The following is a 25,409-nucleotide window of genomic DNA, read 5'->3' on the forward strand; positions in this document are numbered from 1 at the left end:
CGTTAAGGGCTTGCCGTGACCTATGACGTGATCATTGTCGGCGGCGGCCATGCCGGAACCGAAGCTGCGGCTGCTGCGGCGCGCTGCGGGGCGCGGACGGCACTTATCAGCTTCGACGCGGCGAAGATCGGGGCGATGTCGTGTAATCCGGCAATCGGTGGGCTGGGCAAGGGGCATCTCGTCCGTGAGGTCGATGCGCTCGACGGGTTGATCGGGCGTGCGTCGGACAGGGCGGCTATTCACTACCGGATGCTCAACCGGTCGAAGGGGCCTGCGGTGCAGGGGCCGCGCATCCAGGCGGATCGCGCGCGCTATGCCGCCGCCATTCACGCTTTCTTGGCGGAGATTCCGAACCTCGACGTCATCGAAGCTGGGGTAGCGTCGCTGAATCTCGCCTCGGGGCAAGTCGCCGGGGTCGTGCTCGACGATGGGACGGTAATTGCCGCATCGTCGGTCGTGTTGGCGACGGGCACGTTCCTGAATGCGAAGATGTTTCGTGGCCGCGAAACCGAGGTCGGCGGGCGCGTCGGCGAGCGGGCGGCGACAACGCTGGGGGATCAGCTGCGTGCGCTGAACCTGCCTATCGGAAGGCTCAAGACCGGCACCCCGCCACGGCTCGACGGGCGGACCATCGATTGGTCGCGGCTCGAACGGCAACTGTCGGACGAAGACGGCTGGACGATGTCGCCGCTGGGCCAGCGCGCGCTGCCGCAATTGTTCTGTGCGATTACCCGGACCAACCTGGCCACGCATGATGCGATCCGCGCAGGTCTCGAGGCTTCGCCGCTGTTCTCCGGTGCGATCGAGGGGCAGGGGCCGCGCTACTGTCCTTCGGTCGAGGACAAGGTGCTGCGTTTCGGCGACCGCGACGGGCATCAGGTCTTTCTCGAACCAGAGGGAGTCGACTCGCACCTGATCTATCCGAACGGTCTCTCGACATCGCTGCCCGTCGAGACGCAGGTCGCCATGCTGCGGACGATAGCGGGGCTCGAAGCGGTCGACGTGGTCGTTCCCGGCTATGCGGTCGAATATGATTATCTCGATCCGCGTGCGCTCGACCATCGGCTGGGGCTGTCGGCGTTGTCGGGGCTGTTCTGCGCGGGGCAGATCAACGGCACTACGGGCTATGAAGAAGCGGCGGCGCAGGGGCTGGTCGCCGGCGTCAATGCTGCGGCTCATGCGCGGGGCACCGCGCCGCTGCGGCTCGGGCGCGAGCAAAGCTATATCGGCGTGATGATCGACGATCTGGTCTTGCAGGGCGCGACCGAACCCTATCGCATGCTGACCTCGCGCGCCGAATACCGGCTGGCGCTCCGGGCGGACAATGCCCCGACCCGGCTGACCGACGCGGGTGTGGCGGTCGGCTGTGTGGGTCAGGCGCGGCAAGAGTGGTGGACCAAACGCCGCGACGATCTCGACCGTGCGATGGCCGGAGCCAAAGACGTGCCCGTCGATGTCGCCGCCGAAATCGCCGTCGACGCCCAATATGCACCCTATCTGATTCGCCAAGAAGCGGAGCGGCGAAGCCTATCGGCGAGTGACGGATTGAACCTTGGGGACGACCTCGCCTGGGCAAGCATTCCCGGCCTGTCGAACGAGATGGTCGAACGCCTGACCCGCGCGCGTCCGCGCACTTTGGGCGAGGCGCGACGGGTACGCGGCGTGACGCCCGCGGCGCTGGCTGCCATCATGGTGACGGCCAAGCGCGCCCATGGATGAGGATGCGGCAAAGGCATGGCTCGCCGATCTGGGTGTTTCACGTGAAACGCTGGCGCGGATCGACCGGTTCGTCGAGATGCTGCACGAGGAAAATGGTCGCCAGAATCTCGTCAGCGCGGCCAGCCTCGATCATGTCTATGCGCGCCACATCGTCGATTCGGCGCAGCTCTGGCGGCTTGCGCCCGATGCCGGGTCATGGCTCGACCTAGGCAGCGGGGCCGGTCTGCCGGGACTGGTTCTGGCCATTCTCACTGAAGCGCCGGTCATCCTCGTCGAGTCGCGACGGCTTCGTACCGACTGGCTGCAGCGCGCCGCCGATGCCCTGCGACTCGATAACGTCCGGATCGAGGCCGCGCGGCTCGAACTTGTCCCGGAGACGCCTGTCGACGTCATCACGGCGCGGGCGTTCGCGCCGCTGCCGCGTCTGTTCGCACTTGCCCACAGGTTTTCCCACGGAAAAACATGCTGGATCCTGCCAAAGGGTCGTTCAGCGGCGGAAGAACTGGCGTCGGTGGCGACGACGTGGCACGGTAATTTTCACATGGAACCGAGCGTCACCGATCCCGATAGCGCGATTATCGTCGCGCACGGCGTCAAACCTAAAGGGGTGCGACGGTGATTACCATTTGCGTCGCGAACCAGAAGGGCGGCGTCGGCAAGACGACGACGGCGATCAACGTCGGCACGGCGCTCGCCGCGATGGGCTGGCGCACCTTGCTGATCGACCTCGATCCGCAGGGGAACGCGTCGACCGGCCTTGGTGTCCATCACGGCGACCGGTTGCGGTCGAGCTATGAATTGCTGACCGGCGACTGCACGCTGGCCGAGGCCGTGATCCCGACCAAAGTGCCTGGGCTCGACCTGATCGCGGCGACCGTCGACCTGTCGGGCGCGGAAATCGAGCTCGTCGATTACGAGAACCGCACCGATCGCCTGCGGCTGGCGCTCGGTGCGGCCGCCGATGCACGCTGGGACATCTGCTTGATCGATTGCCCGCCGTCGCTCGGCCTGCTGACCATCAACGCGATGGTCGCGGCGCAGTCTTTGCTGGTGCCGCTGCAGTGCGAATTTTTCGCGCTCGAGGGGCTGTCGCAGTTGCTCCAGACGATCGAGCGCATTCGTGCCAAATTCAATCCATCGCTTGGCATATTGGGCGTCGCGCTGACCATGTACGACCGGCGCAACCGCCTGACCGAACAGGTCGCGCAGGACGTGCGCGCCTGCCTCGGCAATGCGGTATTCCAGACCGTCATCCCGCGCAACGTGCGGCTGTCCGAAGCGCCGAGCCATGGGCTGCCCGCGCTGATCTATGACATGCGCTGTGCCGGCTCGGAGGCGTATATGGCGCTTTCACGTGAACTGCTCGGTCGGCTGCCGCCGCTCGTCCAGGCGAAAGCGGCATGAGCGACAACGTTGAGCCAATCACGCCAAAGCGCCGTGCGCCGGGACTAGGGCGCGGGCTGTCGGCGCTGCTCGGCGACGCGACGCCGGTCGAAACCAACCGCCTGGATGGCGTCCGCGAAATTGCGATTGCCGATATTACCCCGCACCCCGGCCAGCCCCGCCGCCATTTCGACGAAGAAGCGCTGGGCGAACTCGCGGCGTCGATCGGCACGCGCGGCGTGCTTCAGCCGATTGTCGTGCGCCCCGTCGGCGATCGTTATCAAATCGTCGCGGGCGAGCGCCGCTGGCGGGCCGCGCAGGCGGCGCGGTTGCACAGCATTCCTGCCATTGTCCGCGTTTTCGACGAAGGGACGACGCTCGAAATCGCGCTGATCGAGAATATCCAGCGCGAACAATTGAACGCCATCGAAGAAGGCGAGGCCTATCGCCGCCTGATCGACCTGCATGGCCACAGCGCCGATGCGCTGGGCAAGTTGCTGCACAAGTCGCGCAGCCACATCGCCAATCTGATGCGGCTGGGCGACCTGCCCGCGCCGGTGCGGGCGATGGTGGCTGACGGACGGCTGTCGATGGGCCACGCCCGTGCACTGGTGGGGTTCGATGGTGCCGAAGCGCTGGCCGAGCGAATCGTCGCCGAAGGCCTGTCGGTGCGCGCGGTCGAAGCCATTGTAAAAAAAGCGAAAAAACCCGCACCCATCGAATATAAATCGATGCCCGAACGCGGTTCGAACGCCGACATCGCGCTGCTCGAACGGCAACTTGGGGACCTGCTGGGCCTCAAAGTCGCGATCAGCCACAAGGGTGGGGCAGGGGCAGTGAACGTGTCCTATGCCACGCTCGATCAGCTCGACATGATCTGCCAGCGGCTGAGCGGCGGGCCGGTCTAGCGCCGCCGCGCTGCTGCGCGGGCCATGCCCAGCATCGCGGCATGGGCGAGCACGTCGCCTGCTGTCCCCGGCATCTTGACGCCCGCTTCGGCTTCCATCGCCAGACGGTGCGCGGTCGCGGCGGCGTCGGGCGACCAGTGGCGCGCCTCACGCTCGACGGCATCTAATTCGCGCTTGTTGCCGCGCGGCATTTGCCCGCCGCGTCGCGCCGACAGGGCGCGCGCAACCATCAGCGCGCGCCGGTTGACCGCCCGCAGTCCGGGAATGACCTCGACCGCCGCCTCGCCCGAAATTTCCTGCGCCAGCTCGGCGACCTTGCCGTCGAACAGCGCATCGACCGTGTCCCATGCCTCGCGCACGTCGATGGCCGCGCCCACGGCTTCGATATCGGCGCGTTCGACCGGGCGGGGGCGATCGGGCGAGGCATCGACATAAAGCGCGAGCTTTTCGAGCTCGCGCATCATCAGCGCGCGGTCGCCCTGCGTCGCATCCGCCAGCAACCGCGCCGCATCGGGGCTGAGCCGCACGCCCATCGCGCGGCCGGTCTGCGTGGCAATGGCGTCGGCCTTCTGCCCCTCGGGCTTCCAGCTCTGGAAAGCGAGCACGCGCCTGTCGTCCAGTGCGAGTTTCAGCAGTGCCGAGGTCTTGGGCAAATTGCCCGCGACCAGCACGGCGGGGCAGCCCTCGGGCGCGTCGAGCAGCGCCTCGACCGCCCGCAGGCATTCCTCGCCGCCGGTGACGCGGATCCAGCGCGGGCCGCCGAACATCGTGATCGCGGTTGCCTCATCGGGCAGCCGCGCCGGGTCTTCCTTCAGCGTCGCGCCATCGAGATCGACCCGTTCGGCATCGGCGCCCATCGCGGCGGCCAGCCGGTCGGCAAGTGTGCGCGATCCGGCTTCGTCGGGTCCGTAGAGCAGCGCGAGTTTCCAGTCGGAGCCCGGGGCGTCGAGCGCGCGCCCGATCTGGGCCTCGTTCGCCTTCACTTGGCCGGCGCGTCCGCCGTTCGCCGGGCATAAAGCGCCACACGCGCGACAATCTGGTCGGCGACGACCCCGGTCAAACGCTCCAGCGCCGAATTCTCGGCAGCAATCGTCGCATAGTCCGACGACACCACGTCGATCCCCGCGTCCGATCCGGCGGTCGCGTCGAGCACGGTCTGCCCGGTCGCTGTCTCGACGAGTTGATAGCGCGCGCGCAGAGTCCGCCGTTCGCGCGTCACCGCATCGTCGCGGCGCACACCGAAGCCGGTAATCTTGTCGTCGAGCTCGACCTTCAGGCTGTAGCGCGGGCTTCCTGCGGCCTGAATGCGGTCTGCAAGTGCTGCCTGCATCAGCCAGCCCGCCTTGCCCTCGATCGGTGCGACCGACACGCCCGCGAGCGTTGCCGCGACCGGCCCGGCATTGCCGCCCGAATACAGCGGCTGAAGACCGCAGGCCGAGAGCAGGAGCAGGGGCGCGAGGAAAAGCGAGCGGGTCATGCCACCAGATTGACCAAGCGGTCGGGCACGACAATCACTTTCTTCGGCGTCGCGCCCGCCAGGATCGCCAATACCTTGGCATTGGTGACCGCGAGGCGCTCCATTTCGGCCTTGTCGGTCCCCTTGGCGACGGTGATCGTATCGCGCAGCTTGCCGTTGACTTGAAGTGCGACGGTGATTGAGTCCTCGACCAGCAGCGCCGGATCGGCCTCGGGCCAGGGCGCGTCGGCGACGAGCCCGGTGTTCCCGCGCGCCGCCCAGGCTTCCTCGGCCAGATGCGGCAACATCGGCGCGATCAGGCGGATCAGTGTTTCGATGGCCGTGTCACGCGACGCGGACGGTGCGGCCTTTTCGATGGCATTGGCGAGTTCGTGGACCTTGGCGACCGCTTTGTTGAAGCCCAGACCGTCGATATCCGCGCCGATGCCCGCGATGGCGCGGTGCAGCGCACGGTCGATGGCCGGATCCGCGCCCGCGTTGCCCGTTTCCGCGTCGAACAACCGCCACAGGCGCTGGACGAAGCGCCATGTCCCCTCGATTCCGCTTTCGCTCCACGGCAAATCGCGTTCGGGCGGCGAGTCGGACAGCATGAACCACCGCACCGCGTCGGCACCATAATGGTCGAACATTGGCTCGGGATCGACGGTGTTGCGCTTAGACTTCGACATCTTCTCGATGCGACCGCGTTCCACAGGAGCATCCATCATTGCTGGCCAGACGAGTTTGCCGTCCTTTTCAGCAATCTCATCTGGAGCAACCCACATATAGGTTGTGGTCGTTTCCAAGTTCCCAGCAGCAACAGCCTCTATTTCGGCCCTTTCGAGTCGAGCTCGATACGTCTCGTGCGTCACCATCCCCTGCGTGAACAGCCCGGTGAAAGGCTCGGTGATCCCGATCTTGCCGATGCGGTTGAGCGCGCGCGTCCAGAAGCGTGCGTAGAGCAGATGCAGGATCGCGTGCTCCACCCCGCCGATATATTGCCCGACCGGCAGCCAGCTTTCGGCCTCCGCCCGGTCGAACGGCGCATCCTTGGGCTGGCTGGCGAAGCGGATGAAATACCACGACGAATCGGCAAAGGTATCGAGCGTGTCGGTCTCGCGCCGCGCAGGTTCGTTGCAGTTCGGGCAGGCGACGTGCTTCCACGTCGGATGGCGGTCGAGCGGGTTGCCGGGGATGTCGAACGTCACATCCTCGGGCAGCACCACCGGCAATTGCGACCGCGGTACCGGCATCACGCCGCAGAACTCGCAATGGATGATCGGGATCGGCGTGCCCCAGTAACGCTGGCGGCTGACGCCCCAGTCGCGCAGCCGGTATTGCGTTTGCCCCTCACCCCAGCCTTCGACTTCGGCGCGCGCAATGACGGCGGCCTTGGCATCGCCGACCGACATCCCGTCGATAAAGCCCGAATTGACGATCACGCCGTCGCCGTTGAACGCGGTGTTGCCCCGGAAATAAGGATCGACGTCATCGCCGTCGGCTACGACCCGCCGCACCGGCAGTTCGTATTTGCGCGCAAAATCCAGATCGCGCTGGTCGTGCGCGGGCACGCCCATGACCGCGCCGGTGCCATAGTCCATCAGCACGAAATTCGCGACGAACACAGGCAACTTTGCATCGGGAATCAACGGGTGATCGACAGTCAGCCCGGTGTCGAACCCCAGCTTTTCCGCCGTTTCGATCTCCGCCGCCGTGGTGCCGCCCTTGCGGCACTCCTCGATGAACACCTCAAGCGCGTGCCGCCGCACTGCCATTTCCTGCGCAATCGGGTGATCGCAGGCGATGGCGAGGAAACTCGCGCCGAAAATCGTATCGGGGCGGGTAGAGTAGACGTCGATGCTGTCGCTGCCGTCGGACAGCGCAAAACTTAAGCGAACGCCCTTCGACTTGCCGATCCAGTTTTCCTGCATCAGCCGCACCTTGTCGGGCCACTGGTCCAGGCTATCTAGGCCTTCGAGCAGTTCCTCGGCGAAATCGGTGATTTTCAGGAACCACTGGCTCAGCTTGCGCTTCTCGACCAGCGCGCCCGACCGCCAGCCGCGCCCGTCGATCACCTGCTCGTTGGCGAGCACGGTCATGTCGACCGGATCCCAGTTCACGGCGGACTCTTTCCGGTAAACCAGCCCCGCCTTGTACAGGTCGAGGAACAGCGCCTGTTCGTGGCCGTAATAGTCAGGTTCGCAGGTCGCGAGTTCGCGCGACCAATCGATCGCCAGGCCCAGCCGCTTCAGCTGCGCGCGCATCGCGGCGATATTGGCGCGGGTCCAGTCGCCCGGATGCACCTTGCGCTCCATCGCCGCGTTTTCGGCGGGCATGCCGAAGGCGTCCCAGCCCATCGGGTGGAGCACTTCGTGCCCCGTCATCCTTTTGTAGCGCGCGAGCACGTCGCCCATCGCGTAATTGCGGACATGGCCCATGTGGATGCGCCCCGACGGATAGGGAAACATCTCGAGCACATAGGCGCGCGGTTTGGGGCTCGACGAATCGGCGGCGAACGACTGGCGCGCCTCCCATTCGGCTTGCCAGCGCTTGTCGGCGGCAAGCGGGTTGAAGCGCGTACTCATAAGGGAAGCGTTACCCCGCGATGGCGTTGCGGCGCAGGTCGCGGGCCTTGGTCAGGATGATGTCTTCGAGCTTTTGCACCGTTGCGGCCTGCACCGGCACGTCGATCCAGCCGCCGCCCTGCTGCACTTGGCGGCTGGCGGCGACGCGGACGGCATCGGCGCGCAGGTCCTGATCGAGGATCGTCACGGTCAGCTTCATCCGCTCGCCGGGCGAATTCGGATTGGCGTACCAGTCGGTGACGATGACGCCGCCGTTCGAATCGGTCTGGACCAGCGGCATGAAGCTGACCGTGTCGAGCGCAGCGCGCCACAAATAGCTGTTGATGCCGATCGTCGTCGTGCGCGATGCGGCGAGATCGGCGACGCGGCCGGGCCGCTCCTTCTTGCCACAGGCAGCGAGCGGGGCGACCAATATCATCGCGGCGAGTACGGAACGGCGGATCATCGGCGGAATTGTCCTTGGATATCGGGCCTTGGCAGGCTGGCGAAGAGCGTTAGTGCGCTATCGCCGCGCCCGCAAGCACGGCATCGTCATCGCGGATTGGGGGGGCGGATTGCCGGACGAGCGCAAAATCGATTGCTCCGGGCGTTACAATGTGTGTGCCTGGTGCAACAGCGGCGCAATAAATGTCGGCCGGGGGTAGAACCGAATCGTACACGGCCTATGTTAGGCATCGGAAAAACACAGGGAATCGAGTCGTTCGATGACGCAGGGGCGGATTTTGGCAGGACTGGCAGGGGGTGCCCTTGTGGCGTCGCTCGCCCTGCTGACGCCTGCCTTCGGTGCCTCGACGACAGCGCTTCCGGCTAAGGCACCGGCCTCGCTCGGTCTGCGCGACGGAATCGGTTCGTTCACCCCCGCCGCCACCGATGCCCGGCTTGCCGCCGCCTTGTCGCGTTCGGGTCTGTCGAGCAGCGGCTTTCGCTTCACGCCTGCTTCGTCGGTGCGGCTCAACCGTTCGGTGACGGTCGCGGTGCGCGCGCGGACGAATCGTCCCGACGCGGTCGGCGATCAGGCCGATCTGGTTCAGCCCGCAACCTCGTCGATCGCGCCGATTGCCTATAATCTGGGTGCCGCGGTCGGCTGGCGCAAATTCGCGGTTACCGGCGACATGCAGAAAATGGACCTGGCGGGCCTTGGACGCCGCGAGACGGTCGATGTCGGGGTCAGCTACACCACCAAGCGCCTGACGACGCGGGTTCAGGTGGCGGCGGACCGCACGTCGGGTCCGGCGGCGCGGACAGTTCTCGGCGGGTCGGGCGTGTCGGTCGATTTCGGCAGTTCCTATTCGCTGACGCGCAACCTCGATGTGACGGCGGGCGTCCGTTACCGCGCCGACCGCGACCGGTTGCTGCCGCAGAGCGACACCCGCCGCGACAGCCAGGCGGTCTATGTGGGCACTGCGTTCCGCTTTTAATTAGTTGAACGCGTCGATTGCGGCCCAACCTTGGGCCCCCATTCCGCCTAGCTTTCTGAATTTAGCCGCAGTCATGCCGCCCAGCGCAATCGTGCGCTGACGCTGGTCGCCGATCAGCAACCCGAATCGCACGACGCCCAGCGACCGTGCGCCCGGATGCGAGCGCGTCGCGAAGACTGGCGAGATGAAGACCAGATCGGCCCGGACCCGCATGGCCAGCGCCATTTCGCACCGGTTATGGACCGCAACGCTCCGCAGTCCCTTCGACGGCAAGGCCGAACGGTGGTGCGCGCCGTCGGCTCCCCATGCCCGCGCCTGCCCGGGCATTCCTGCCAGCAAAACTACCAGCCGCCGCCGTCGCGCCACGCGCCTGACCCGCTCGAACAGCGTGCGCCGCTCCCCGGCCGGCGTCGCATGGTGCCGGAACACGATTCCGGCACCCTTGGGCAATTTCCGCGCCAGCACGACCGGGTCGCCGCCGCGCTCGTCGGTCATCAGCCACAGCCGGGGCAAGGGTGCTTTGCGGGATCGCATCGCCCTCCTATAGCGCGGCGCGTGACCGAAACCGCAACTCCCGCCGACCGTCTAGCCACCGTTCGCGCGACCATCGACAAGGCCGCGCTGCGCGCCGCGCGTTCCGCCGATGCCGTGACGCTGATCGCGGTGTCGAAAACGCACAGCGCCAACGAAATCCGTCCGCTGCTCGAGGCCGGACACCGCGTCTTCGGCGAAAACCGGGTGCAGGAAGCCGCCGTCAAATGGCCCGGACTGCGCGCCGATTATCCCGGTGTCGAACTCCATCTCATCGGCCAGCTCCAGTCGAACAAGGCCGCCGAGGCCGTCGCGCTGTTCGACGCCATTCATTCGGTCGACCGTCTCTCGCTGGTCGCGGCGCTGGGCAAGGCGATGGCGCAGAACGGCAAATTCCCCGACTGCTTCATCCAGGTCGACCTCGCCGACGAGCCGCAAAAGGGCGGTTGTGCGGTCGGCGAGCTGCCTGCACTCCTTGCCAGTGCCCGTGATGCCGGACTGCCGGTCAAGGGGCTGATGTGCGTCCCCCCTGCCGGTCTTAACCCCGCACCATGGTTCGCGTTTCTGGCCAAGCTCGCTGCCGACCATAGCTTGCCGGGCCTCAGCATGGGCATGTCGGGCGACTATGCGACTGCCGTTACCCTTGGCGCGACGCACATCCGCGTCGGTACCGCGCTGTTCGGGGCGCGGGGATGAACATCGACGGGATTATCTTCGACTTCGACGGCGTGCTGATCGAAAGCGAATATGCGGGCAATCTCCAGATTGCGCGGACGCTGACCGGGCTCGGCTACCCGACCACGGTCGATCAGGCACTGGCCAAGTTCGTGGGACTCGGCGGTCGCGATTTTCTCGATGCAGTGGCGGGGCATATCGGCGGGCCGGTCCCCGATGCCTTCCACGCCGAGCGTCAGGCCGAGGATGCGCGGGTGCTGGCACAGGGGATCGACGCGGTCGAAGGGGCAATCGCGTTCGTCCGCAGCCTGTCCGGCGACCTGCCGCGCGCTATCGCCTCGTCGAGCACCTCCCACTGGATCGAGACCCATCTGGCACACATCGGGCTGCGCGACGCCTTCGGCCCCCACATCTATTCGGGGCGCGAGCATGTGACGCGCGGCAAGCCTGCCCCCGACATCTATCTCCATGCCGCCGCACAGATCGGTACCGATATCGCCCGCACCCTCATCATCGAGGATTCGCCCGTAGGCGTCACCGGGGCGGTCGCCTCGGGCGCGCAGGTCGTCGGGCTGGCTGTGGGGCAGCATTGCGGACCCGATCATGAGGCGATCCTGCGCCGTGCGGGCGCACCGGTCGTTGTCCATGATTTTGCCGCCATCGCGCGGATGGTGGCGGGGCGGCTCGCTGCCTAGCGATTGCCCCGCTGCTGTCTGGGAGAAAATGGTGCCCGGGGACGGGGTCGAACCGCCGACACTGCGATTTTCAGTCGCATGCTCTACCAACTGAGCTACCCGGGCACACGGAGCAGACGCCCGCGAAGGCCGCGCCTATAGCGAGGCGATATCGTCCCTGTCCAGCCCGAGCGAGTCCATTGCGTCATCGGTGGGCGGACCGGGGATGCGATAGCCGTCGTCGAGCCATTGCAGCAGGTCGCGGTCGCGGCACCCCTGCGAGCAGAACGGGGCGTGCGCGGGCACCGGGGGCTTGGCGCAGATCGGACAGGGTTTAGGCGCGCTCGGCATATCCGCCCGACATGGGCGTCGTCGCCTGGCTTCGCAAGCCGATGGGTCCGCCCAGCAGTCGGGCCAGCCGGTCGAGCCAGTCGGGGTGGGCGTCGAGGACCGCCGTGACGCGCGGGTGCGCGACCAAGGTCGTTGCCCCCGTCCGTCCCTCGCGCCCCACCCGGCGCAGCAGCGCGCGGGCGGCATGCCCGTCTGGATCGCCCTGCACATGCTCGATCAGCGAGGCGCGCGTTCGGGGCCGGATGACTTGCATGAAACCGAAACCGTTGACCGCTGTCCGCTCGAACGGCGGTGGCAGCGCGGCATCGAAGGCGGCGGCGACGGCGGTGCGTGCCTCCTTGCCGCCGAGAGTGGGAAAATCCACGCCGATGGACCCCGCGATGCCGAACGCCCGGATCGCCCTGCCTGCCGCCGTCGCTGCCGCCAGCGCGAGCCCGGCGGGTTCGAGATGCCCGTCAACGTCGATCAGGGTCATCGCCGGGGTCGGGCTGATCCGCAATTCGCCGCCCGCAAAGGACCACAGGCCGGTTTGCACGCTCTCGATCAGCTCGCTCCACCCCGCAGCTTCGAGGACGTCAGGTTCATGTAAGGCCAGCGTGCGGACCGGGATTCCCGTTGCCGTGATCCGGGCCAGCAAACCCGGTCCGTCGGCCAGCGCCGTGTCGGGCGCGGGTCGCCCTTTCGCGCGCTTGGCCCGGTCGCGTTCGGGAATGGCCTCGCGGGTGACTTCGACCCGTACCAGCGCGCCTTGCGTCCACGCGCGCAGCAGCGGCTCGACCAGCACCTCGCTGCCGTCTGCAAGTGTGACGAACCCGCGCTGCGCGGGAATCGCAATGGCGGTCTGCCGCCCCTCGACCACCGTCCCGGCGCGCGGCCCCGTTCCCTCGACCTCGATCAGTGCCTCGACAATGCAATCATTCTCGACCAGCGCGGCCCGCGCCTCGCCGATGCCGTCCTCGTAGAGCCACTCAGACAACGACGACTCCGGCGCTGCGCAGCAGATTACGCGTCTCGAACAGCGGCAGCCCGACGACGCCCGAATGGCTGCCCGCCAGATCGCGCACGAACGCCTCGGCGGTCCCCTGGATCGCATAGCCGCCCGCCTTGCCGCGCCATTCACCGCCCGCGATATAGCTGTCGATCATTACAGGCGTCAGCAGCGCGAATGACAGCCGCGTGTCGGACAGCCGCTCGCGCAACCGCCCCTCCGCATCGACGACGGCTACAGCGGTAAAGACATGATGGCGACGGCCCGACAACAGGGTCAGGCACGACCGCGCGACGCCCTCATCCTCGGCCTTGGGCAGGATGCGGCGTCCCGCCCCCACCACCGTGTCGGCGGCGAGCACCACGCTGCCCGGATGGCGAGCCGCCACAGCAAGCGCCTTGTCGCGCGCCAGCCGCACCGCATGGGCGCGCGGCGTCTCGTCTTTCAACGGGGCCTCGTCGAAGTCGGCAGGGTCGATGGCATCGGGAACGACGCCGATCCGCGCCAGCAGATCGAGGCGGCGCGGACTGGCGGAGGCGAGGATCAAACGCACCGGGTTTCCCCGGACGCAGGTCAGGACGGGCCGGGGCCGCCGCGACCCGGCATGAAGCGATAGGTGATGCGGCCCTTGGTCAGGTCGTAGGGCGTCATTTCGACCAGCACATCGTCGCCGGTCAGCACGCGGATGCGGTTCTTGCGCATCTTGCCCGCCGTATGGCCGAGAACCTCATGGTTGTTCTCCAGCTTCACGCGGAACATCGCATTGGGCAGCAGCTCGAGCACCGTGCCGCGCATTTCGAGAAGTTCTTCCTTGGCCATGCAGCCCTTTTCACACCTGTGTCACGAAAGTGACGGCCCCATAGCCGAAGGGTTGCGCGAAGGGAAGCGCGGTGACCGGATAGTACCGGTCACATCGCCTTCGGTTTTAAAGACATGTCGACGGCAATAAAAGGCAACGGCTTGTCCTTGTCGGTTGCTACATAGGCGGGGTTCCAACGCTCGAGCCAGCCCAGCGCCTCCTCAAGCCACTGCACATGAAGTTCCTCGTAAGGAAGTTGGTGCGTCCCCTTGGGTTGCTCGACGTAACGGAAATCGACGCCGTCCTTCTTGCCAGATGCCTTCAGCCGGGACACCAGCGTCCGCGACTGTTCGATGGGAATGCGCTGATCGCGGAGGCCGGCAACGATGAGGATCGGTGCCCACTTACTGTCGGTATGACGTGCTGAAGATATGCCTTCAGGATCGTTCGACGTCGCCTGGAATTTCGCGCTGAAGGTGCTCAGGTGTTCCTTGTCCCAGCGTGTCATCATCGGTACGTCGTAAATGCCCGCACCCGCGACCGCGCAACGCCATAGGTCGGGATCCCGCTGCGCGCCACGTGCTGCAGCATAGCCGCCGTACGACCAGCCCATGACACAGGCCCGTTTAGGATCGATCAGGCCGTCTTTGGCGAACCACGCGACCGCATCGTTGAGATCGTCTTGCATCGTCTTGCCATAGCCCTCGGGAGTGCGGCCCTTGAGTGTGAAGGTTTTGCCATAGCCGCCCGACCCGCGGTAGTTAGGCTTGATTACGACATAACCTTGCTCGGCAAGCGCCTGATGCCACGACCCTTCGGTATCGAAGGACTCTCGATCACGAAGGCCAAAGGGGCCTCCATGCGGCAGGACGACAACAGGAAGATTTTTCTGGCCGAGACGTGCTCGTGGAAGGGTGACGAGCGCAGGAATCTTGGTCCCGTCCCGTGCCGTGTAGGTGATCATCGTCGAAGGGTTCAGGTCTGCGTCCTTAAATACGGCATCGCGCCATCCGATCAACTGTAGTTTTCCTGAAACTGTGTCGAACAGATAGTAACCACCCGGCTGACTGGGTTTCGCGACATAGAAGACGAGCTTTTCATCCTTCTTGTCGCGCGACGCGATTTGAGCATTTCCTCGCCCGAATTGTTCATCCATTAGCGACTGGATAACCTGCCAGTCCTTGTCGATCCATACGGTCCGATTACGCGTATCGGTGTATCGGTATCCAATGACCTTGGTGTCGTCCCAATTCGTCACGATGCCGCCCACATCATAGCCCGGGCGCTCAAATACGACGTCGCCGAGCTTCATTGTCTTCATATCGAGCTTATAAATCCGACGATATTCGTCCTTATTGTTGAGCGACAATGCGCTGTCAGGCTCCGGCAGGAAGAAGGACGGTGTGACTTGAGTTCCCGTGAAAGTAGCATCGGCTTCATTCAGCACTGTGCGAAACGGCTCTTTACCGTTCGAGCGATAAAGAAGGCGGCGCCTACCAGAGGTGTCGGTGCTGCTATCTCCTGCGTCGGCGGCGCGGATCACGCCGGTCGCATCTGCATGCCAGTTCCCGACGATCGCATTGGGACGCTGAACGACCGAGAACTTGCCGGTGTTGACGTCCACTGACACGACCTCAGGATTTCGCATCATTTCAGTGCCATAGGCATTGCTTTCGCGTTGGAGCAGAAAAGTGCCCTTGTCGTGGTCGATGTAGAGAACGTCGTCAGCCGAAAAGACTGCTCCGTCCCACGCAAGCGGAATGACGTTTTTGCGATTCAGGTTATAACCGATTAGCCGAGTGACGTCGCCTAGCTGTCCGCCAATCGTTTCTCGGGAAATCAGCGTAATTACTATGTTATCGTTTCCGACCCACGTATAACCATCGACCGTCCTATCACCCGTTTCTCTAACTTCATCGGTCGACATGACGAACGTTGGTGGCGTCCCGGGCTTTGCGAGGTCGATGATGCCGATCGCGCCCTTTCCGTTTCGGGCAAATTGCACGGCGAGCTTCGTGCCGTCTGGCGATATGCTCGGACCGCGAAATGCGACCTTCTTCCCAAATACCCAGATCGGATAACGTCCGGCGGCAGCAGCCGCCGGGGTTGAAATGGCATTGGGAGAGCTCGCGCCTTGTGCTTTAACGACTGTCGGCACCGCTGCGACGGCGACTGAAACTAGCAGGCCTGCAAGAAATCTGGACACGGAAACCCCTCCGGAATCGGTTGATTGCGGAGGGGCTAGCGTATCGGGGCGGCAGCCGACAAGGCCGCCGCATAACTATTTACACCTGTGTTACATCGCCCCGTGCGCGAGCGCTGCGAGCAGCAGCAGCGCGACGATGTTGGTGATCTTGATCATCGGGTTCACCGCCGGGCCCGCCGTATCCTTGTACGGATCGCCCACCGTGTCGCCGGTGACCGCGGCCTTATGGGCTTCGCTGCCCTTGCCGCCGTGGTTGCCGTCTTCGATGTACTTTTTGGCATTGTCCCACGCGCCGCCGCCGGAGGTCATCGAGATGGCCACGAACAGGCCCGAGACGATCACGCCGAGGAGGAGTGCACCCAGGGCTGCAAATGCATCGGCCTGCCCCGCAACCGCATAGATCGCGAAATAGACCACGATGGGGGCGAGCACCGGCAGCAGCGACGGCAGGATCATTTCCTTGATCGCCGCCTTGGTCACCAGATCGACGGTGCGGGCGTAATCGGGCTTGACCTCGTAGGTCATGATGCCCGGGTTCTTGGCGAACTGGTCGCGCACGTCGGTGACGACTTCGCCCGCTGCACGGCCGACCGCCGTCATGCCCATCGCGCCGAACAGATACGGCAACAACGCGCCGAGCAGGAGACCCACGATCACGTACGGATTTTCGAGGCTGAAGTTGACATTCATCTGCGGGAAGAACTCGCGCAAGTCCGCCGTGTACGACGCGAACAGCACCAGCGCTGCCAGACCCGCCGAACCGATGGCATAGCCCTTGGTCACGGCCTTGGTCGTGTTGCCGACCGCGTCGAGCGCGTCGGTCTTTTCACGCACGCTGTCGTCCATGCCCGCCATTTCGGCGATACCGCCCGCATTGTCGGTGACCGGACCATAAGCATCCAGCGCCACGACCATGCCGCCCAGCGCCAGCATCGACGTCGCGGCGAAGGCGATGCCGATCAGGCCCGCCAGCTTGAACGCGACGATGATGCCGATCACGATCACCAACGTCGGCAGCGCCGTCGCTTCGAGGCTGATCGCCAGCCCCTGGATGACGTTGGTACCATGGCCCGTTTCCGACGCCTTGGCGATGCTGCGGACCGGGCGGTAGTTGGTGCCGGTGTAATATTCGGTGATCCAGATCAGCAGACCGGTGATGACCAGCCCCAGGAACATGCAATAATACAGGATACGCCCGGTAAAGCCGCCGGTGCCGTCGACGCTGGCGCCGATGGTGGTTTCCATGCCGCCGAGCACCGCATCGGTCGCGAACCAGATCGCTACCGCCGACAGGATCGCGGTCACCAGGAAGCCCTTGTACATAGCGCCCATGATGTTCTTCGACGAACCCAGACGCACGAAATAGGTGCCGATGATCGAGGTCAGGACGCAGACACCGCCGACGAGCAGCGGCAAGGTCATCAGCGCCATCAGTTCCGCCGCGCTGGTCGTCGCCGCCAGCGTGATCGCGACCAGCACCATCGTCGCGCCGAAAGTCACGACATAGGTTTCGAACAGATCGGCGGCCATGCCCGCGCAGTCGCCGACATTGTCGCCGACGTTATCGGCGATGACGGCGGGGTTGCGGGGATCGTCCTCGGGGATTCCGGCTTCGACCTTGCCGACCAGATCGGCCCCGACGTCGGCAGCCTTGGTAAAGATACCACCGCCGAGACGCGCGAAGATCGACACGAGCGACGCGCCGAGTGCCAGCGCGGTCAGCGCCGTGATGACCGTGCGGTCATTGGGGGCATAGCCGGCAGGACCGGTCAGATACCAGAAGAACACCGCAATCGCGAGGAGCGCGAGGCCCGCCACCAGCATGCCGGTGATCGCCCCCGCACGGAACGCCATGGTCAGGCCTTCCTGAAGGCCGACCGAAGCCGCCTGCGCGGTGCGGACGTTGGCGCGTACCGAGATGTTCATCCCGATAAAGCCGGTTGCGCCCGACAGCACCGCGCCGAGCACGAAGCCGACCGCCGGAATGACATTGAGGAAAACCCCGACGAGCACCGCGACGACAACGCCGACGATGGCAATCGTGCGGTACTGGCGGGTCAGATAGGCCTGCGCGCCCTCCTGAATTGCCGCGCCGATCTCGACCATCTTGGCGTTGCCCGGCGAGGCCGAGAGGACCTGGCGGCTGGTGACAATGCCGTAGAGCACGGCAGCAAAGCCGCACAAAATGGCGATCAGAATGAAGTTCATGGCGAGTTCTTCCCCGTATATCCGGCACGCGCAATCGACCCCGCGCGGCATTTTCGAGCGGGCCTATAGGCGGGCGTCACACATAAAGGCAAGTTTATATGCCGTGCTGCCATCCCAGCTTTTCGGGCAGCGCGACCGGACCGGTGGCGTCACGCAGCGTCAGGCCGCTGCCGATTGCAAAGCTGCCGATGCAGGTCGCGGCCACCGGCGGCTCGACCCCGGCGGGCAGGGCAAATAGCAGTTCGTAATCGTCGCCTGCGGTCACCGCCGCCATCCGCTCGCCCGCCACGGGTACCGCGTCGAGGTCGATCTCGACCGCCAGCCCGCTCGCCACGGCCATGCGTCGCGCGTCGATCAACAGGCCGTCCGACACATCCATCATCGCGGTGACGATGGGACCCAATTTCAGCCCTTCGGCAAGGCGCGGCACCGGGCGGCGGTAAGCGTCGAGGTACGCGGGATCGCCGCTCAGCCCCAGCCCCGCGCACCCGATCACGCCCGTCACCCATAACGCATCCCCGGCCCGCGCATCGCTGCGCGCAGGGGCCACCGCCGCGCGCCCGATGGCGGTCAGCGAGAGCACGCGCGGCCCCTTCACCGTATCGCCGCCGAACAGCGCGACCTCGAAACCGGCGAGCGCCGCCTCCAGTCCGCGCACGAATGCGGCATCCCAATCGGGATCGCCCAGCGGATAGCCGAGCAGCACGCCCAACGGCGCGGCTCCCTTGGCGGCCAGGTCCGACAAATTCACCGCGAGCAATTTCCACGCGACGTCCTCGGGCGGGTCATCTGGTAGGAAATGCACCCCTTCGACCAGCACGTCGTGCGTGAACACCAAATCGCCCAGTACCGCGGCATCATCGAGCAATCCCCGCGCCGCCGGATGCGTGGCCAGCGGGCGGAGGAGCGCGAGAAAATCGGCTTCGGTCACCTCAACCGTCGGAATCGCGCTCGATGTCCGCCCCCACCGCCGCGAGCTTCTCCTCCAGCCGCTCGTAACCGCGGTCGAGGTGATAGACCCGCTGGACCTGCGTCTCACCCTCCGCCGCCAGCCCCGCGATGATCAGCGACATCGACGCGCGCAGGTCGGTCGCCATCACCGGCGCACCGGTCAGCACCGGCACGCCGCGCACCAGCGCCGACCGCCCGGTGACCGTGATATCGGCCCCCATGCGCGCCAGTTCGGGCACGTGCATGTAGCGGTTCTCGAAAATCGTCTCGGTCAGCATCGACGCGCCCTCGGCCTTGCACAGCATCGCCATGAACTGCGCCTGCATGTCGGTGGCAAAGCCCGGATAAGGCGCCGTCGACAGGGTCAGCGGGGCGAGCGGGCCGGTGGCGGACACCCGCACCACGCCGTGTTCATGCGTCACCGTCACGCCTGCTTCGCGCAGCGCGTCGAACGTCGCCCCCATCTCGTCGTAATCGGCACCGACCAGATCGACCGACCCGCCGGTGATCGCCGCAGCACAGGCATAGCTGCCGGCTTCGATCCGGTCGGGCATCACCGCATAGGTCGCCCCGTGCAGCCGGTCGCGCCCCTCGATGGTCAGCGTCTCCGTCCCGATCCCGTCGATGCGCGCGCCCATCGCCACCAGGCAGCGGCACAGATCGACGATCTCGGGTTCGCGCGCCGCGTTCTCGATCACGCAGGTGCCCTTGGCGAGGGCCGCCGCCATCAGCGCATTTTCGGTAGCTCCGACCGATACGACCGGAAAGCGCACCCGCCCGCCCGGCAAACGGCCATTCGGCGCTTTCACCTTCACATAGCCATGCGTGATCTCGATCTCCGCGCCGAACGCCTCGAGCGCCTTGAGGTGCAAATCGATCGGTCGCGTCCCGATCGCGCAGCCGCCCGGCAACGACACCGTCGCCTCGCCCATCCGCGCGAGCAGCGGCCCGAGCACGAGGATCGACGCCCGCATTTTCCGCACGATGTCATAGGGGGCCATGGTCGACGTGACGCGCGCCGCGCGCATCGTCATCACCCGCCCGAAATCTTCGGGCCGCGCGCCCTCGATCTGCGTCGAGACACCGAGCTGGTTGAGCAAATGCCCGAAGCTGTCGACATCGGCGAGGCGCGGCAGGTTGCGCAAGGTCAACGGCTCGTCGGTCAGCAGCGCGCACGGCATCAGCGTCAGCGCGGCGTTTTTAGCGCCCGAAATGTGGATACGGCCCGACAGCTTGTTGCCGCCGCGAATGAGAATACGGTCCATGTGCGCGGGTTAAGCGTGCCCGCGCCTGCGCGCAAGCGAGCGCAGGTCAGCGCGCCGGTTCGTCCTTCAGGTCGCGCAGCATCTTCTCATATTCCCGGGCCAGTTCGGCGTGCGCCTTTTGGGATGAGGGTGTCGTTGCCGCCTTTTCACGCGCACGTTCCTCCTGCGCCCGCCGGACATAATAGTCCTTGTCGATTGCCGTCATCTACGCTTTCCTTCACTCTTCCCGAACAATGGGAGGCGGGGCTGTGGCCGAAAAATCGTTTCGGACAAACAACATAGATCAAGTGCGAAACGAGTCCGCATCGGGTAGGGAACGGACATGCTAACCGGTCGATTCCTGATGGGCCGCCACCGCGAAGAGCTGAGCGCGGCCGAAATCGACGTCCTCGAAAGCTCGATCGGGTCGGTGCTTACCTTTCCAGCGCGCCACGATCTCGTTCGCCACGGCGACCGCGTCGAGCGCAGCATGCTGCTCGTCGACGGGTTCGTCTGCCGCTATATGGACGGCCTCGACGGCAGCCGCCAGCTGGTCGCACTGCATGTGCCCGGCGATTTCGTCGATCTGCACGGCTATCCGATGCACGAGCTCGATCATGATGTCGCGACGCTGACCGCGTGCACGGTGGCGAGCTATCCGCACACGACCATCGAGCGGCTGGTGATCGACTATCCCCATCTCGGGCGGCTGCTGTGGTTCAGCACTTTGCTCGACGCCGCGATGCACCGCGAATGGATTTTCCGGCTGGGGCGGCTGGGGGCGAACGGCCGCATCGCCCACTTCTTCGCCGAAATCGGGCTACGCCTGCAGATGGTCGGCCTGAGCGACGGCCTGCGCTTTGCGCTGCCGATGCAACAGGCCGATCTCGCCTCGGCCTGCGGCATGACCAATGTCCATGCCAATCGCGTGCTGCGCGGTTTGCGCGAAGGCGGGATCGTCAGTTTTGCAGGCGGCGAAGTCGTTGTCCACGATCTCGCCGCGTTGCACCGGATCGCCGAATTCGATGCGCGTTATCTTTACCCGTCGCCGCGCTGACGGAGCTGAATTCTTTATTTGAATGATTCAAAATAACGGATATGTTCGATCCGTGCCTGAGTCGCCGCGCCCTGAAACCGAATATCTGATTCGCAACGCGGGGCTGCGCGTCACCCGGCAAAGGGTTGCCGTTCTGGCGACCGTCGATCTCAAGCCCCATGCGAGCGCCGCTGCGGTGCTGGAGGCGGTCTCGGTCGTCCTGCCGGGTGTGTCGCATCAGGCTGTCTATGACTGCCTTGCCGACCTGACCCGCGCCGGGCTGTTGCGGCGGATCGACGTCGTCGACGGCGGGGCCGCGCTCTACGAGACGCGGACGCGCGACAACCATCATCACATCGTGTGCCGTGCCTGCGGGCTGGTCGCCGATGTCGATTGCGCGGTCGGCTCGGCACCCTGCCTTGAGGCGTCGGACGCGCGCGGTTTCGTCATCGACGAGGCCGAAGTGATCTATCGCGGACTCTGCGCGCCCTGTGCGGCGGCGGCCGACCCGAATTCGTAAGTGATGTGCAACCTGCCAGAGGAGAGCTGACATGGCCGAAGTAAATCATGACGATGCCGTTGTTGCCGAAATGAACACCGACGGCGCGGTCGCCGCCGGCCTCAAATGTCCGATCGCGCACGACCGGGTCGCACATCCGACCCAGGGCGGCCAGAATCAGGTGTGGTGGCCGAAACGGCTCAACCTCCGCATCCTCGCCAAATACCCTGCCGTCGCCAACCCGTTGGGCGACGATTTCGATTATGCCGCTGCCTTTGCCGCGCTCGATCTCGACGCGCTGAAGGCCGATATCGCCACGATGCTGACGACGTCGCAGCCGTGGTGGCCGGCCGATTTCGGCCACTACGGTCCGTTCATGATCCGCATGGCGTGGCACGCGGCGGGCACCTACCGGGTCGCCGACGGGCGCGGCGGCGCGGGCGGTGGGCAACAGCGTTTCGCCCCGCTCAACAGCTGGCCGGACAACGCCAACCTCGACAAGGCGCGGCGGCTCCTCTGGCCGATCAAGGCCAAATACGGCCAGTCGATCTCCTGGGCCGACCTGTTCGTGCTGACCGGCAATGTCGCGCTCGAATCGATGGGGCTGAAAACCTTCGGCTTTTCGGGCGGTCGTGCCGATGTGTGGGAGCCCGATGAGGACGTTTATTGGGGTCCGGAGGCCGAATGGCTGGGCGACGAACGCTATGCCGGCGACCGCGAGCTCGAAAACCCGCTGGCGGCGGTGCAGATGGGGCTGATCTACGTCAATCCCGAAGGACCGAATGCCAATCCCGATCCTGCCGCGTCGGCGCGCGACATCCGCGAAACCTTTGCCCGCATGGCGATGGACGACGAGGAGACGGTGGCGCTGGTCGCGGGTGGCCATACCTTCGGCAAGACGCACGGGGCTGCCGATCCCGGCAAATATGTCTCCGCCGAACCCGAAGGGGCCTCGCTCGAGGAACTGGGGCTGGGCTGGAAGAACAGCTATGGCACCGGGCATGGCGGCGACACGATCACCAGCGGCCTCGAAGTCACCTGGACACCGACGCCTACCAAATGGGACAACAGCTATTTCGAGACGCTGTTCGGCCATGAGTGGGAACTGACCAGGAGCCCGGCAGGTGCGCACCAGTGGCAGCCGAAAAATGGCGGCGGCGCGGGGACGGTTCCCGACGCGCACGATCCGTCGAAGACGCATCAGCCGCAGATGCTGACCACCGATCTCGCCCTGCGGGTCGATCCTGCCTATGAGACGATCTCGCGCCGCTTCCTGAACGACGCCGACGGATTCGCGGACGCCTTTGCCCGCGCCTGGTACAAGCTGACGCACCGCGACATGGGGCCGAAGAGCCGCTATGTCGGCAAGGAGGTCCCCGCCGAAACCCTGTTGTGGCAGGATCCCCTGCCCGCGCCGAACGGCGCGCCGCTCGACGCGAACGACATTTCGGCGCTCAAGCAGCAGATCGCCGACAGCGGGCTGTCGGTCACCCAGCTTGTCTCGACCGCCTGGGCCTCGGCCTCGACCTACCGCCACAGCGACAAGCGCGGCGGGGCGAATGGGGCGCGGATCAGGCTCGAGCCGCAGCGCAACTGGCCGGGCAACGACCCCGCGACACTCGGCCCGGTGCTCGACAAGCTCGAAGCGATTGCCGCGGGGTTCAACAGCGGTGGCAAGACAGTGTCGGTCGCAGACATCATCGTGCTTGCGGGCGGAGTCGGCATCGAGCTGGCGGCAAAGGCGGCGGGGCGTACGATCACCGTGCCGTTCACGCCGGGCCGGGTCGATGCCACGCAGGGCCAGACCGATGTCGACTCGTTCGCGCATATGGAACAGTGCGCCGATGCCTTCCGCAACTACAAGAGCCCCGACAGCCGGTTGCCTGCCGAATATCTGCTGGTCGACCGCGCCAATTTGCTCGACCTCAGCGCGCCCGAAATGACGATGCTGGTCGGCGGTCTGCGCGTGCTGGGCGTGACGCACAAGGGGACGACGCACGGGCTGTTGACCGACCGGGTCGGCACGTTGACGAACGATTTCTTCGTCAACCTGCTGGCGCTCGGCACGACTTGGCGTCCGCTCGACCGCCAGTCCGAGACGTTCGAGGCGCTGGTCGATGGGCAGCCGAAATGGACGGGGACGCGTGCCGACCTCGTCTTCGGGTCGAATTCCGAACTGCGCGCGCTGGCCGAAGTCTATGCCAGCGACGACGGGGCCGAACGCTTCGTCCAGGGCTTTGTCGCGGCCTGGGTGAAGGTGATGGAAGCCGACCGGTTCGACCTGCACCGTTAATCCATGTGAGGCGCGGCGGCCCCGGCCGTCGCGCCAAGCGGACAACGAGGATATGAAGTCGCTCTTCGCCGAGCGCCAGCGAGGTGCTCCTTCGAGCGTCAGCGAGAATGCTTGCTTGCGGCAGGAAACCTCGCTGGCGCTCGGTCGGGCTTCTCGCTTACGCTCGAAGAAAGGCCGAACCCGACGGCATCACGCGCTACGCCTTCTCCAGCGTACATTGCAGCGGGTGCTGCTGGCTCCGCGCAAAGTCCATGACCTGCGTCACCTTGGTTTCGGCGACTTCGTAACTGAAAATGCCGCATACCCCGACGCCCTTCTGGTGGACGTGGAGCATCACGCGGGTCGCGTCCTCCAGGCTCATGCGGAAAAAGCGCTGCAGGCACAGCACGACGAATTCCATCGGCGTGTAATCGTCGTTGAGCATCAGCACTTTATAGGGCTGCGGCTGCTTGGTGCGGGTACGCGTCCGCGTCGCAACGCCGACACCGGTGCCGCGTCCGTCGTCATTCGATCTGTCGTCTGAGGCCATCTGCGGAATCATCTGTTCCGCAGAATATGGCAAAGCGGGGCCGTGCGACAAGGGTGGCGGGCAAAGAAAAGGCCGCGCCGGTCGCCCGGCACGGCCTTTCCTACGCTTACGCTACGAAGTTAGGCAGCGACGGTCGTCTTCACCTTCTCGGCAGCGACCGCAACGCGGTTCGAGATCGGCTGGGCGATCTCGCCGAGCAGCTTCAGATAGTTCTCGGTGAACTTCGAACCTTCGGCAACCAGCGCGTCCAGCGTCTGCTTGGCGACATCGCCCTGCAGCTGGAAGAATTCGGTCGGCGACTTGACGGCGGCGAACTGCTTCGCGGTCGCATTGGCCTTCTCGACCGACGTACGGCCGTACTCGGCCGAATACTTCGCGATGTCCTCGGCGCCCTTGGCGGCGACGCGGCCCGAAGCGACCAGCGCCTCGACATTGCCCTTCGAGAATTCGACGAGCTCTTCGATTGCCTTGGTGCCCTTCGACATGGCGTCCTTGGCACGGGCGTTCACATCGCCGAACATGGCGGTGGCGCGGTTCTGCATGTCTTCGGCAACGCTCTTTACGGTATCGGTCATGGTAGGTCCTTTCACGGGAGCCGCAGCCTCGACTGGCGCAGCGGCAGGGGTTTCGATTTTGGGTTCGGTAACGACGGTCTCGACCTTGACGGCTTCGACCTTGGGCAATTCGACTGCGGGGGTTTCGGCTTTGACGGCCTCGACCTTCGCGGTCTCGGCAATTTTCGCCGGCTCGACCTTGCGGACGACGACCGGTGCGGCTTCGACCGGCTTGGGTGCCACGACAGCGGCAACCACCGGCTTCGCCGCAACGGGCTTGGCCGGAACCGGGGCATTTTTCGCGACGGCGGGGGCAGCAGCCACCGGCTTCGCAGCTGCGGTAACAACGGGCTTCAAGGCCTTGGTCACCGGCTTTTTCGACGTCGGAACTTTGGCCAAAAC

General features: G+C 65.4%; 26 protein-coding genes and 1 tRNA gene. 10 read left to right on the plus strand and 17 right to left on the minus strand.

The genetic code is table 11. From position 1 onward, the window contains the following. Positions 1–15: 15 nt before the first annotated feature. From mnmG to M0209_RS14340, 4 genes are read left to right on the plus strand one after another with little or no spacing between them, the layout of a single operon-like run. Positions 16–1,719 (plus strand): tRNA uridine-5-carboxymethylaminomethyl(34) synthesis enzyme MnmG, encoded by a 1,704-nt coding sequence (gene mnmG, locus M0209_RS14325; RefSeq protein WP_258888954.1) that lies wholly within the window; start codon positions 16–18, stop codon positions 1,717–1,719. Continuing rightward, complete coding sequence (gene rsmG, locus M0209_RS14330; RefSeq protein WP_258888955.1) at positions 1,712–2,338, plus strand: 16S rRNA (guanine(527)-N(7))-methyltransferase RsmG; 627 nt, start codon at positions 1,712–1,714, stop codon at positions 2,336–2,338. The genes mnmG and rsmG overlap by 8 nt, the downstream gene beginning before the upstream one ends. After that, positions 2,335–3,123, plus strand: a complete 789-nt coding sequence (locus tag M0209_RS14335; protein WP_258888957.1) for a ParA family protein — start codon at positions 2,335–2,337, stop codon at positions 3,121–3,123. Before rsmG ends, M0209_RS14335 begins: the two co-directional genes overlap by 4 nt. Next, positions 3,120–4,010: a ParB/RepB/Spo0J family partition protein gene (locus tag M0209_RS14340; protein ID WP_258888958.1), complete on the plus strand. Its 891-nt coding sequence runs from the start codon at positions 3,120–3,122 to the stop codon at positions 4,008–4,010. The genes M0209_RS14335 and M0209_RS14340 overlap by 4 nt, the downstream gene beginning before the upstream one ends. On the opposite strand, the gene M0209_RS14345 is transcribed toward M0209_RS14340, so the two are convergent. The 4 genes from M0209_RS14345 to M0209_RS14360 are packed head-to-tail and all read right to left on the minus strand — an operon-like array spanning position 4,007 to position 8,496. Further along, positions 4,007–4,993 (minus strand): DNA polymerase III subunit delta, encoded by a 987-nt coding sequence (locus M0209_RS14345; protein WP_258888959.1) that lies wholly within the window; start codon positions 4,991–4,993, stop codon positions 4,007–4,009. The two genes, M0209_RS14340 and M0209_RS14345, sit on opposite strands and share 4 nt — an antisense overlap. Further along, positions 4,990–5,487, minus strand: a complete 498-nt coding sequence (gene lptE, locus M0209_RS14350; protein WP_258888960.1) for an LPS assembly lipoprotein LptE — start codon at positions 5,485–5,487, stop codon at positions 4,990–4,992. Before lptE ends, M0209_RS14345 begins: the two co-directional genes overlap by 4 nt. Further along, a complete protein-coding gene (gene leuS, locus M0209_RS14355) occupies positions 5,484–8,051 on the minus strand; it encodes a leucine--tRNA ligase (RefSeq protein WP_258888961.1) in 2,568 nt (855 codons plus the stop codon). Before leuS ends, lptE begins: the two co-directional genes overlap by 4 nt. 10 nt (positions 8,052–8,061) lie before the next feature. After that, a complete protein-coding gene (locus tag M0209_RS14360) occupies positions 8,062–8,496 on the minus strand; it encodes a DUF3576 domain-containing protein (RefSeq protein WP_258888962.1) in 435 nt (144 codons plus the stop codon). A 259-nt stretch (positions 8,497–8,755) separates the two neighbouring features. On the opposite strand from M0209_RS14360, the gene M0209_RS14365 reads away from it, so the two are divergent. After that, positions 8,756–9,469 (plus strand): porin, encoded by a 714-nt coding sequence (locus M0209_RS14365; RefSeq protein WP_258888963.1) that lies wholly within the window; start codon positions 8,756–8,758, stop codon positions 9,467–9,469. Here M0209_RS14365 and M0209_RS14370 read toward each other — a convergent pair whose 3' ends face one another. Further along, a complete protein-coding gene (locus M0209_RS14370) occupies positions 9,470–10,003 on the minus strand; it encodes a thiamine phosphate synthase (RefSeq protein ID WP_258888965.1) in 534 nt (177 codons plus the stop codon). Between the two features lie 21 nt (positions 10,004–10,024). Here M0209_RS14370 and M0209_RS14375 point away from each other — a divergent pair, with 21 nt between their 5' ends. Both M0209_RS14375 and M0209_RS14380 read left to right on the plus strand, forming a co-directional pair. Then, positions 10,025–10,696, plus strand: coding sequence for a YggS family pyridoxal phosphate-dependent enzyme (locus M0209_RS14375; protein WP_258888966.1), 672 nt, complete (start codon positions 10,025–10,027; stop codon positions 10,694–10,696). After that, entirely contained in the window at positions 10,693–11,370 is a 678-nt protein-coding gene (locus M0209_RS14380; RefSeq protein ID WP_258888967.1) for an HAD family phosphatase, read from the plus strand. Before M0209_RS14375 ends, M0209_RS14380 begins: the two co-directional genes overlap by 4 nt. Before the next feature lie 29 nt (positions 11,371–11,399). Here M0209_RS14380 and M0209_RS14385 read toward each other — a convergent pair. From M0209_RS14385 to M0209_RS14430, 10 genes are all read right to left on the minus strand, one after another. Further along, a tRNA-Phe gene (locus M0209_RS14385) sits at positions 11,400–11,475 on the minus strand. A 30-nt stretch (positions 11,476–11,505) separates the two neighbouring features. Continuing rightward, the gene (locus M0209_RS14390; RefSeq protein ID WP_258888969.1) at positions 11,506–11,700 is read right to left on the minus strand and encodes a DNA gyrase inhibitor YacG; all 195 of its coding nucleotides are present in this window, start codon (positions 11,698–11,700) and stop codon (positions 11,506–11,508) included. Then, positions 11,684–12,676 (minus strand): ribonuclease, encoded by a 993-nt coding sequence (locus tag M0209_RS14395; protein ID WP_258888970.1) that lies wholly within the window; start codon positions 12,674–12,676, stop codon positions 11,684–11,686. Before M0209_RS14395 ends, M0209_RS14390 begins: the two co-directional genes overlap by 17 nt. Then, positions 12,669–13,241, minus strand: coding sequence for a nucleoside triphosphate pyrophosphatase (locus tag M0209_RS14400; RefSeq protein WP_258888971.1), 573 nt, complete (start codon positions 13,239–13,241; stop codon positions 12,669–12,671). Before M0209_RS14400 ends, M0209_RS14395 begins: the two co-directional genes overlap by 8 nt. Before the next feature lie 20 nt (positions 13,242–13,261). Beyond that, positions 13,262–13,507, minus strand: coding sequence for a translation initiation factor IF-1 (gene infA / locus M0209_RS14405; protein ID WP_258888972.1), 246 nt, complete (start codon positions 13,505–13,507; stop codon positions 13,262–13,264). 89 nt (positions 13,508–13,596) lie between these two features. Then, positions 13,597–15,645, minus strand: a complete 2,049-nt coding sequence (locus M0209_RS14410) for a S9 family peptidase (protein ID WP_258888973.1) — start codon at positions 15,643–15,645, stop codon at positions 13,597–13,599. Positions 15,646–15,783: 138 nt separating this feature from the next. Further along, positions 15,784–17,901 (minus strand): sodium-translocating pyrophosphatase, encoded by a 2,118-nt coding sequence (locus M0209_RS14415; protein WP_258888974.1) that lies wholly within the window; start codon positions 17,899–17,901, stop codon positions 15,784–15,786. A 94-nt stretch (positions 17,902–17,995) separates the two neighbouring features. Further along, positions 17,996–18,832, minus strand: a complete 837-nt coding sequence (gene thiL, locus M0209_RS14420) for a thiamine-phosphate kinase (protein WP_258888975.1) — start codon at positions 18,830–18,832, stop codon at positions 17,996–17,998. Position 18,833: 1 nt separating this feature from the next. Beyond that, positions 18,834–20,117 carry a UDP-N-acetylglucosamine 1-carboxyvinyltransferase gene (gene murA, locus M0209_RS14425; protein ID WP_258888976.1) on the minus strand — a complete coding sequence of 428 codons (1,284 nt, stop codon included), beginning with the start codon at positions 20,115–20,117 and terminating at the stop codon, positions 18,834–18,836. A 46-nt stretch (positions 20,118–20,163) separates the two neighbouring features. After that, positions 20,164–20,322, minus strand: coding sequence for a hypothetical protein (locus M0209_RS14430; protein ID WP_258888977.1), 159 nt, complete (start codon positions 20,320–20,322; stop codon positions 20,164–20,166). 117 nt (positions 20,323–20,439) lie between these two features. On the opposite strand from M0209_RS14430, the gene M0209_RS14435 reads away from it, so the two are divergent. From M0209_RS14435 to katG, 3 genes are all read left to right on the plus strand, one after another. Then, positions 20,440–21,153: a Crp/Fnr family transcriptional regulator gene (locus M0209_RS14435; protein ID WP_258888978.1), complete on the plus strand. Its 714-nt coding sequence runs from the start codon at positions 20,440–20,442 to the stop codon at positions 21,151–21,153. A 52-nt stretch (positions 21,154–21,205) separates the two neighbouring features. Next, the gene (locus tag M0209_RS14440; RefSeq protein ID WP_258888979.1) at positions 21,206–21,652 is read left to right on the plus strand and encodes a Fur family transcriptional regulator; all 447 of its coding nucleotides are present in this window, start codon (positions 21,206–21,208) and stop codon (positions 21,650–21,652) included. A gap of 70 nt (positions 21,653–21,722) precedes the next feature. Beyond that, positions 21,723–23,924 carry a catalase/peroxidase HPI gene (gene katG, locus M0209_RS14445; protein ID WP_408988237.1) on the plus strand — a complete coding sequence of 734 codons (2,202 nt, stop codon included), beginning with the start codon at positions 21,723–21,725 and terminating at the stop codon, positions 23,922–23,924. Between the two features lie 196 nt (positions 23,925–24,120). On the opposite strand, the gene clpS is transcribed toward katG, so the two are convergent. Both clpS and M0209_RS14455 read right to left on the minus strand, forming a co-directional pair. Further along, positions 24,121–24,453 (minus strand): ATP-dependent Clp protease adapter ClpS, encoded by a 333-nt coding sequence (clpS, locus tag M0209_RS14450; protein WP_258888981.1) that lies wholly within the window; start codon positions 24,451–24,453, stop codon positions 24,121–24,123. A 119-nt stretch (positions 24,454–24,572) separates the two neighbouring features. Beyond that, positions 24,573–25,406, minus strand: a complete 834-nt coding sequence (locus M0209_RS14455) for a phasin family protein (protein ID WP_258888982.1) — start codon at positions 25,404–25,406, stop codon at positions 24,573–24,575. Positions 25,407–25,409: the final 3 nt, after the last annotated feature.

It is taken from the genome of Sphingomonas sp. SUN039 (assembly GCF_024758725.1).
Classification (GTDB): domain Bacteria; phylum Pseudomonadota; class Alphaproteobacteria; order Sphingomonadales; family Sphingomonadaceae; genus Sphingomonas_O.

Coding starts and splice junctions, on each gene's coding strand:
- rsmG (WP_258888955.1), top strand. CDS start 1,712: ATGGATGAGGATGCGGCAAAGGCATGGCTCGCCGATCTGGGTGTTTCA.
- M0209_RS14340 (WP_258888958.1), top strand. CDS start 3,120: ATGAGCGACAACGTTGAGCCAATCACGCCAAAGCGCCGTGCGCCGGGA.
- lptE (WP_258888960.1), bottom strand. CDS start 5,487: ATGACCCGCTCGCTTTTCCTCGCGCCCCTGCTCCTGCTCTCGGCCTGC.
- leuS (WP_258888961.1), bottom strand. CDS start 8,051: ATGAGTACGCGCTTCAACCCGCTTGCCGCCGACAAGCGCTGGCAAGCC.
- M0209_RS14360 (WP_258888962.1), bottom strand. CDS start 8,496: ATGATCCGCCGTTCCGTACTCGCCGCGATGATATTGGTCGCCCCGCTC.
- M0209_RS14365 (WP_258888963.1), top strand. CDS start 8,756: ATGACGCAGGGGCGGATTTTGGCAGGACTGGCAGGGGGTGCCCTTGTG.
- M0209_RS14370 (WP_258888965.1), bottom strand. CDS start 10,003: ATGCGATCCCGCAAAGCACCCTTGCCCCGGCTGTGGCTGATGACCGAC.
- M0209_RS14380 (WP_258888967.1), top strand. CDS start 10,693: ATGAACATCGACGGGATTATCTTCGACTTCGACGGCGTGCTGATCGAA.
- M0209_RS14390 (WP_258888969.1), bottom strand. CDS start 11,700: ATGCCGAGCGCGCCTAAACCCTGTCCGATCTGCGCCAAGCCCCCGGTG.
- infA (WP_258888972.1), bottom strand. CDS start 13,507: ATGGCCAAGGAAGAACTTCTCGAAATGCGCGGCACGGTGCTCGAGCTG.
- M0209_RS14415 (WP_258888974.1), bottom strand. CDS start 17,901: ATGAACTTCATTCTGATCGCCATTTTGTGCGGCTTTGCTGCCGTGCTC.
- murA (WP_258888976.1), bottom strand. CDS start 20,117: ATGGACCGTATTCTCATTCGCGGCGGCAACAAGCTGTCGGGCCGTATC.
- M0209_RS14430 (WP_258888977.1), bottom strand. CDS start 20,322: ATGACGGCAATCGACAAGGACTATTATGTCCGGCGGGCGCAGGAGGAA.
- M0209_RS14435 (WP_258888978.1), top strand. CDS start 20,440: ATGCTAACCGGTCGATTCCTGATGGGCCGCCACCGCGAAGAGCTGAGC.
- katG (WP_408988237.1), top strand. CDS start 21,723: ATGAACACCGACGGCGCGGTCGCCGCCGGCCTCAAATGTCCGATCGCG.
- clpS (WP_258888981.1), bottom strand. CDS start 24,453: ATGGCCTCAGACGACAGATCGAATGACGACGGACGCGGCACCGGTGTC.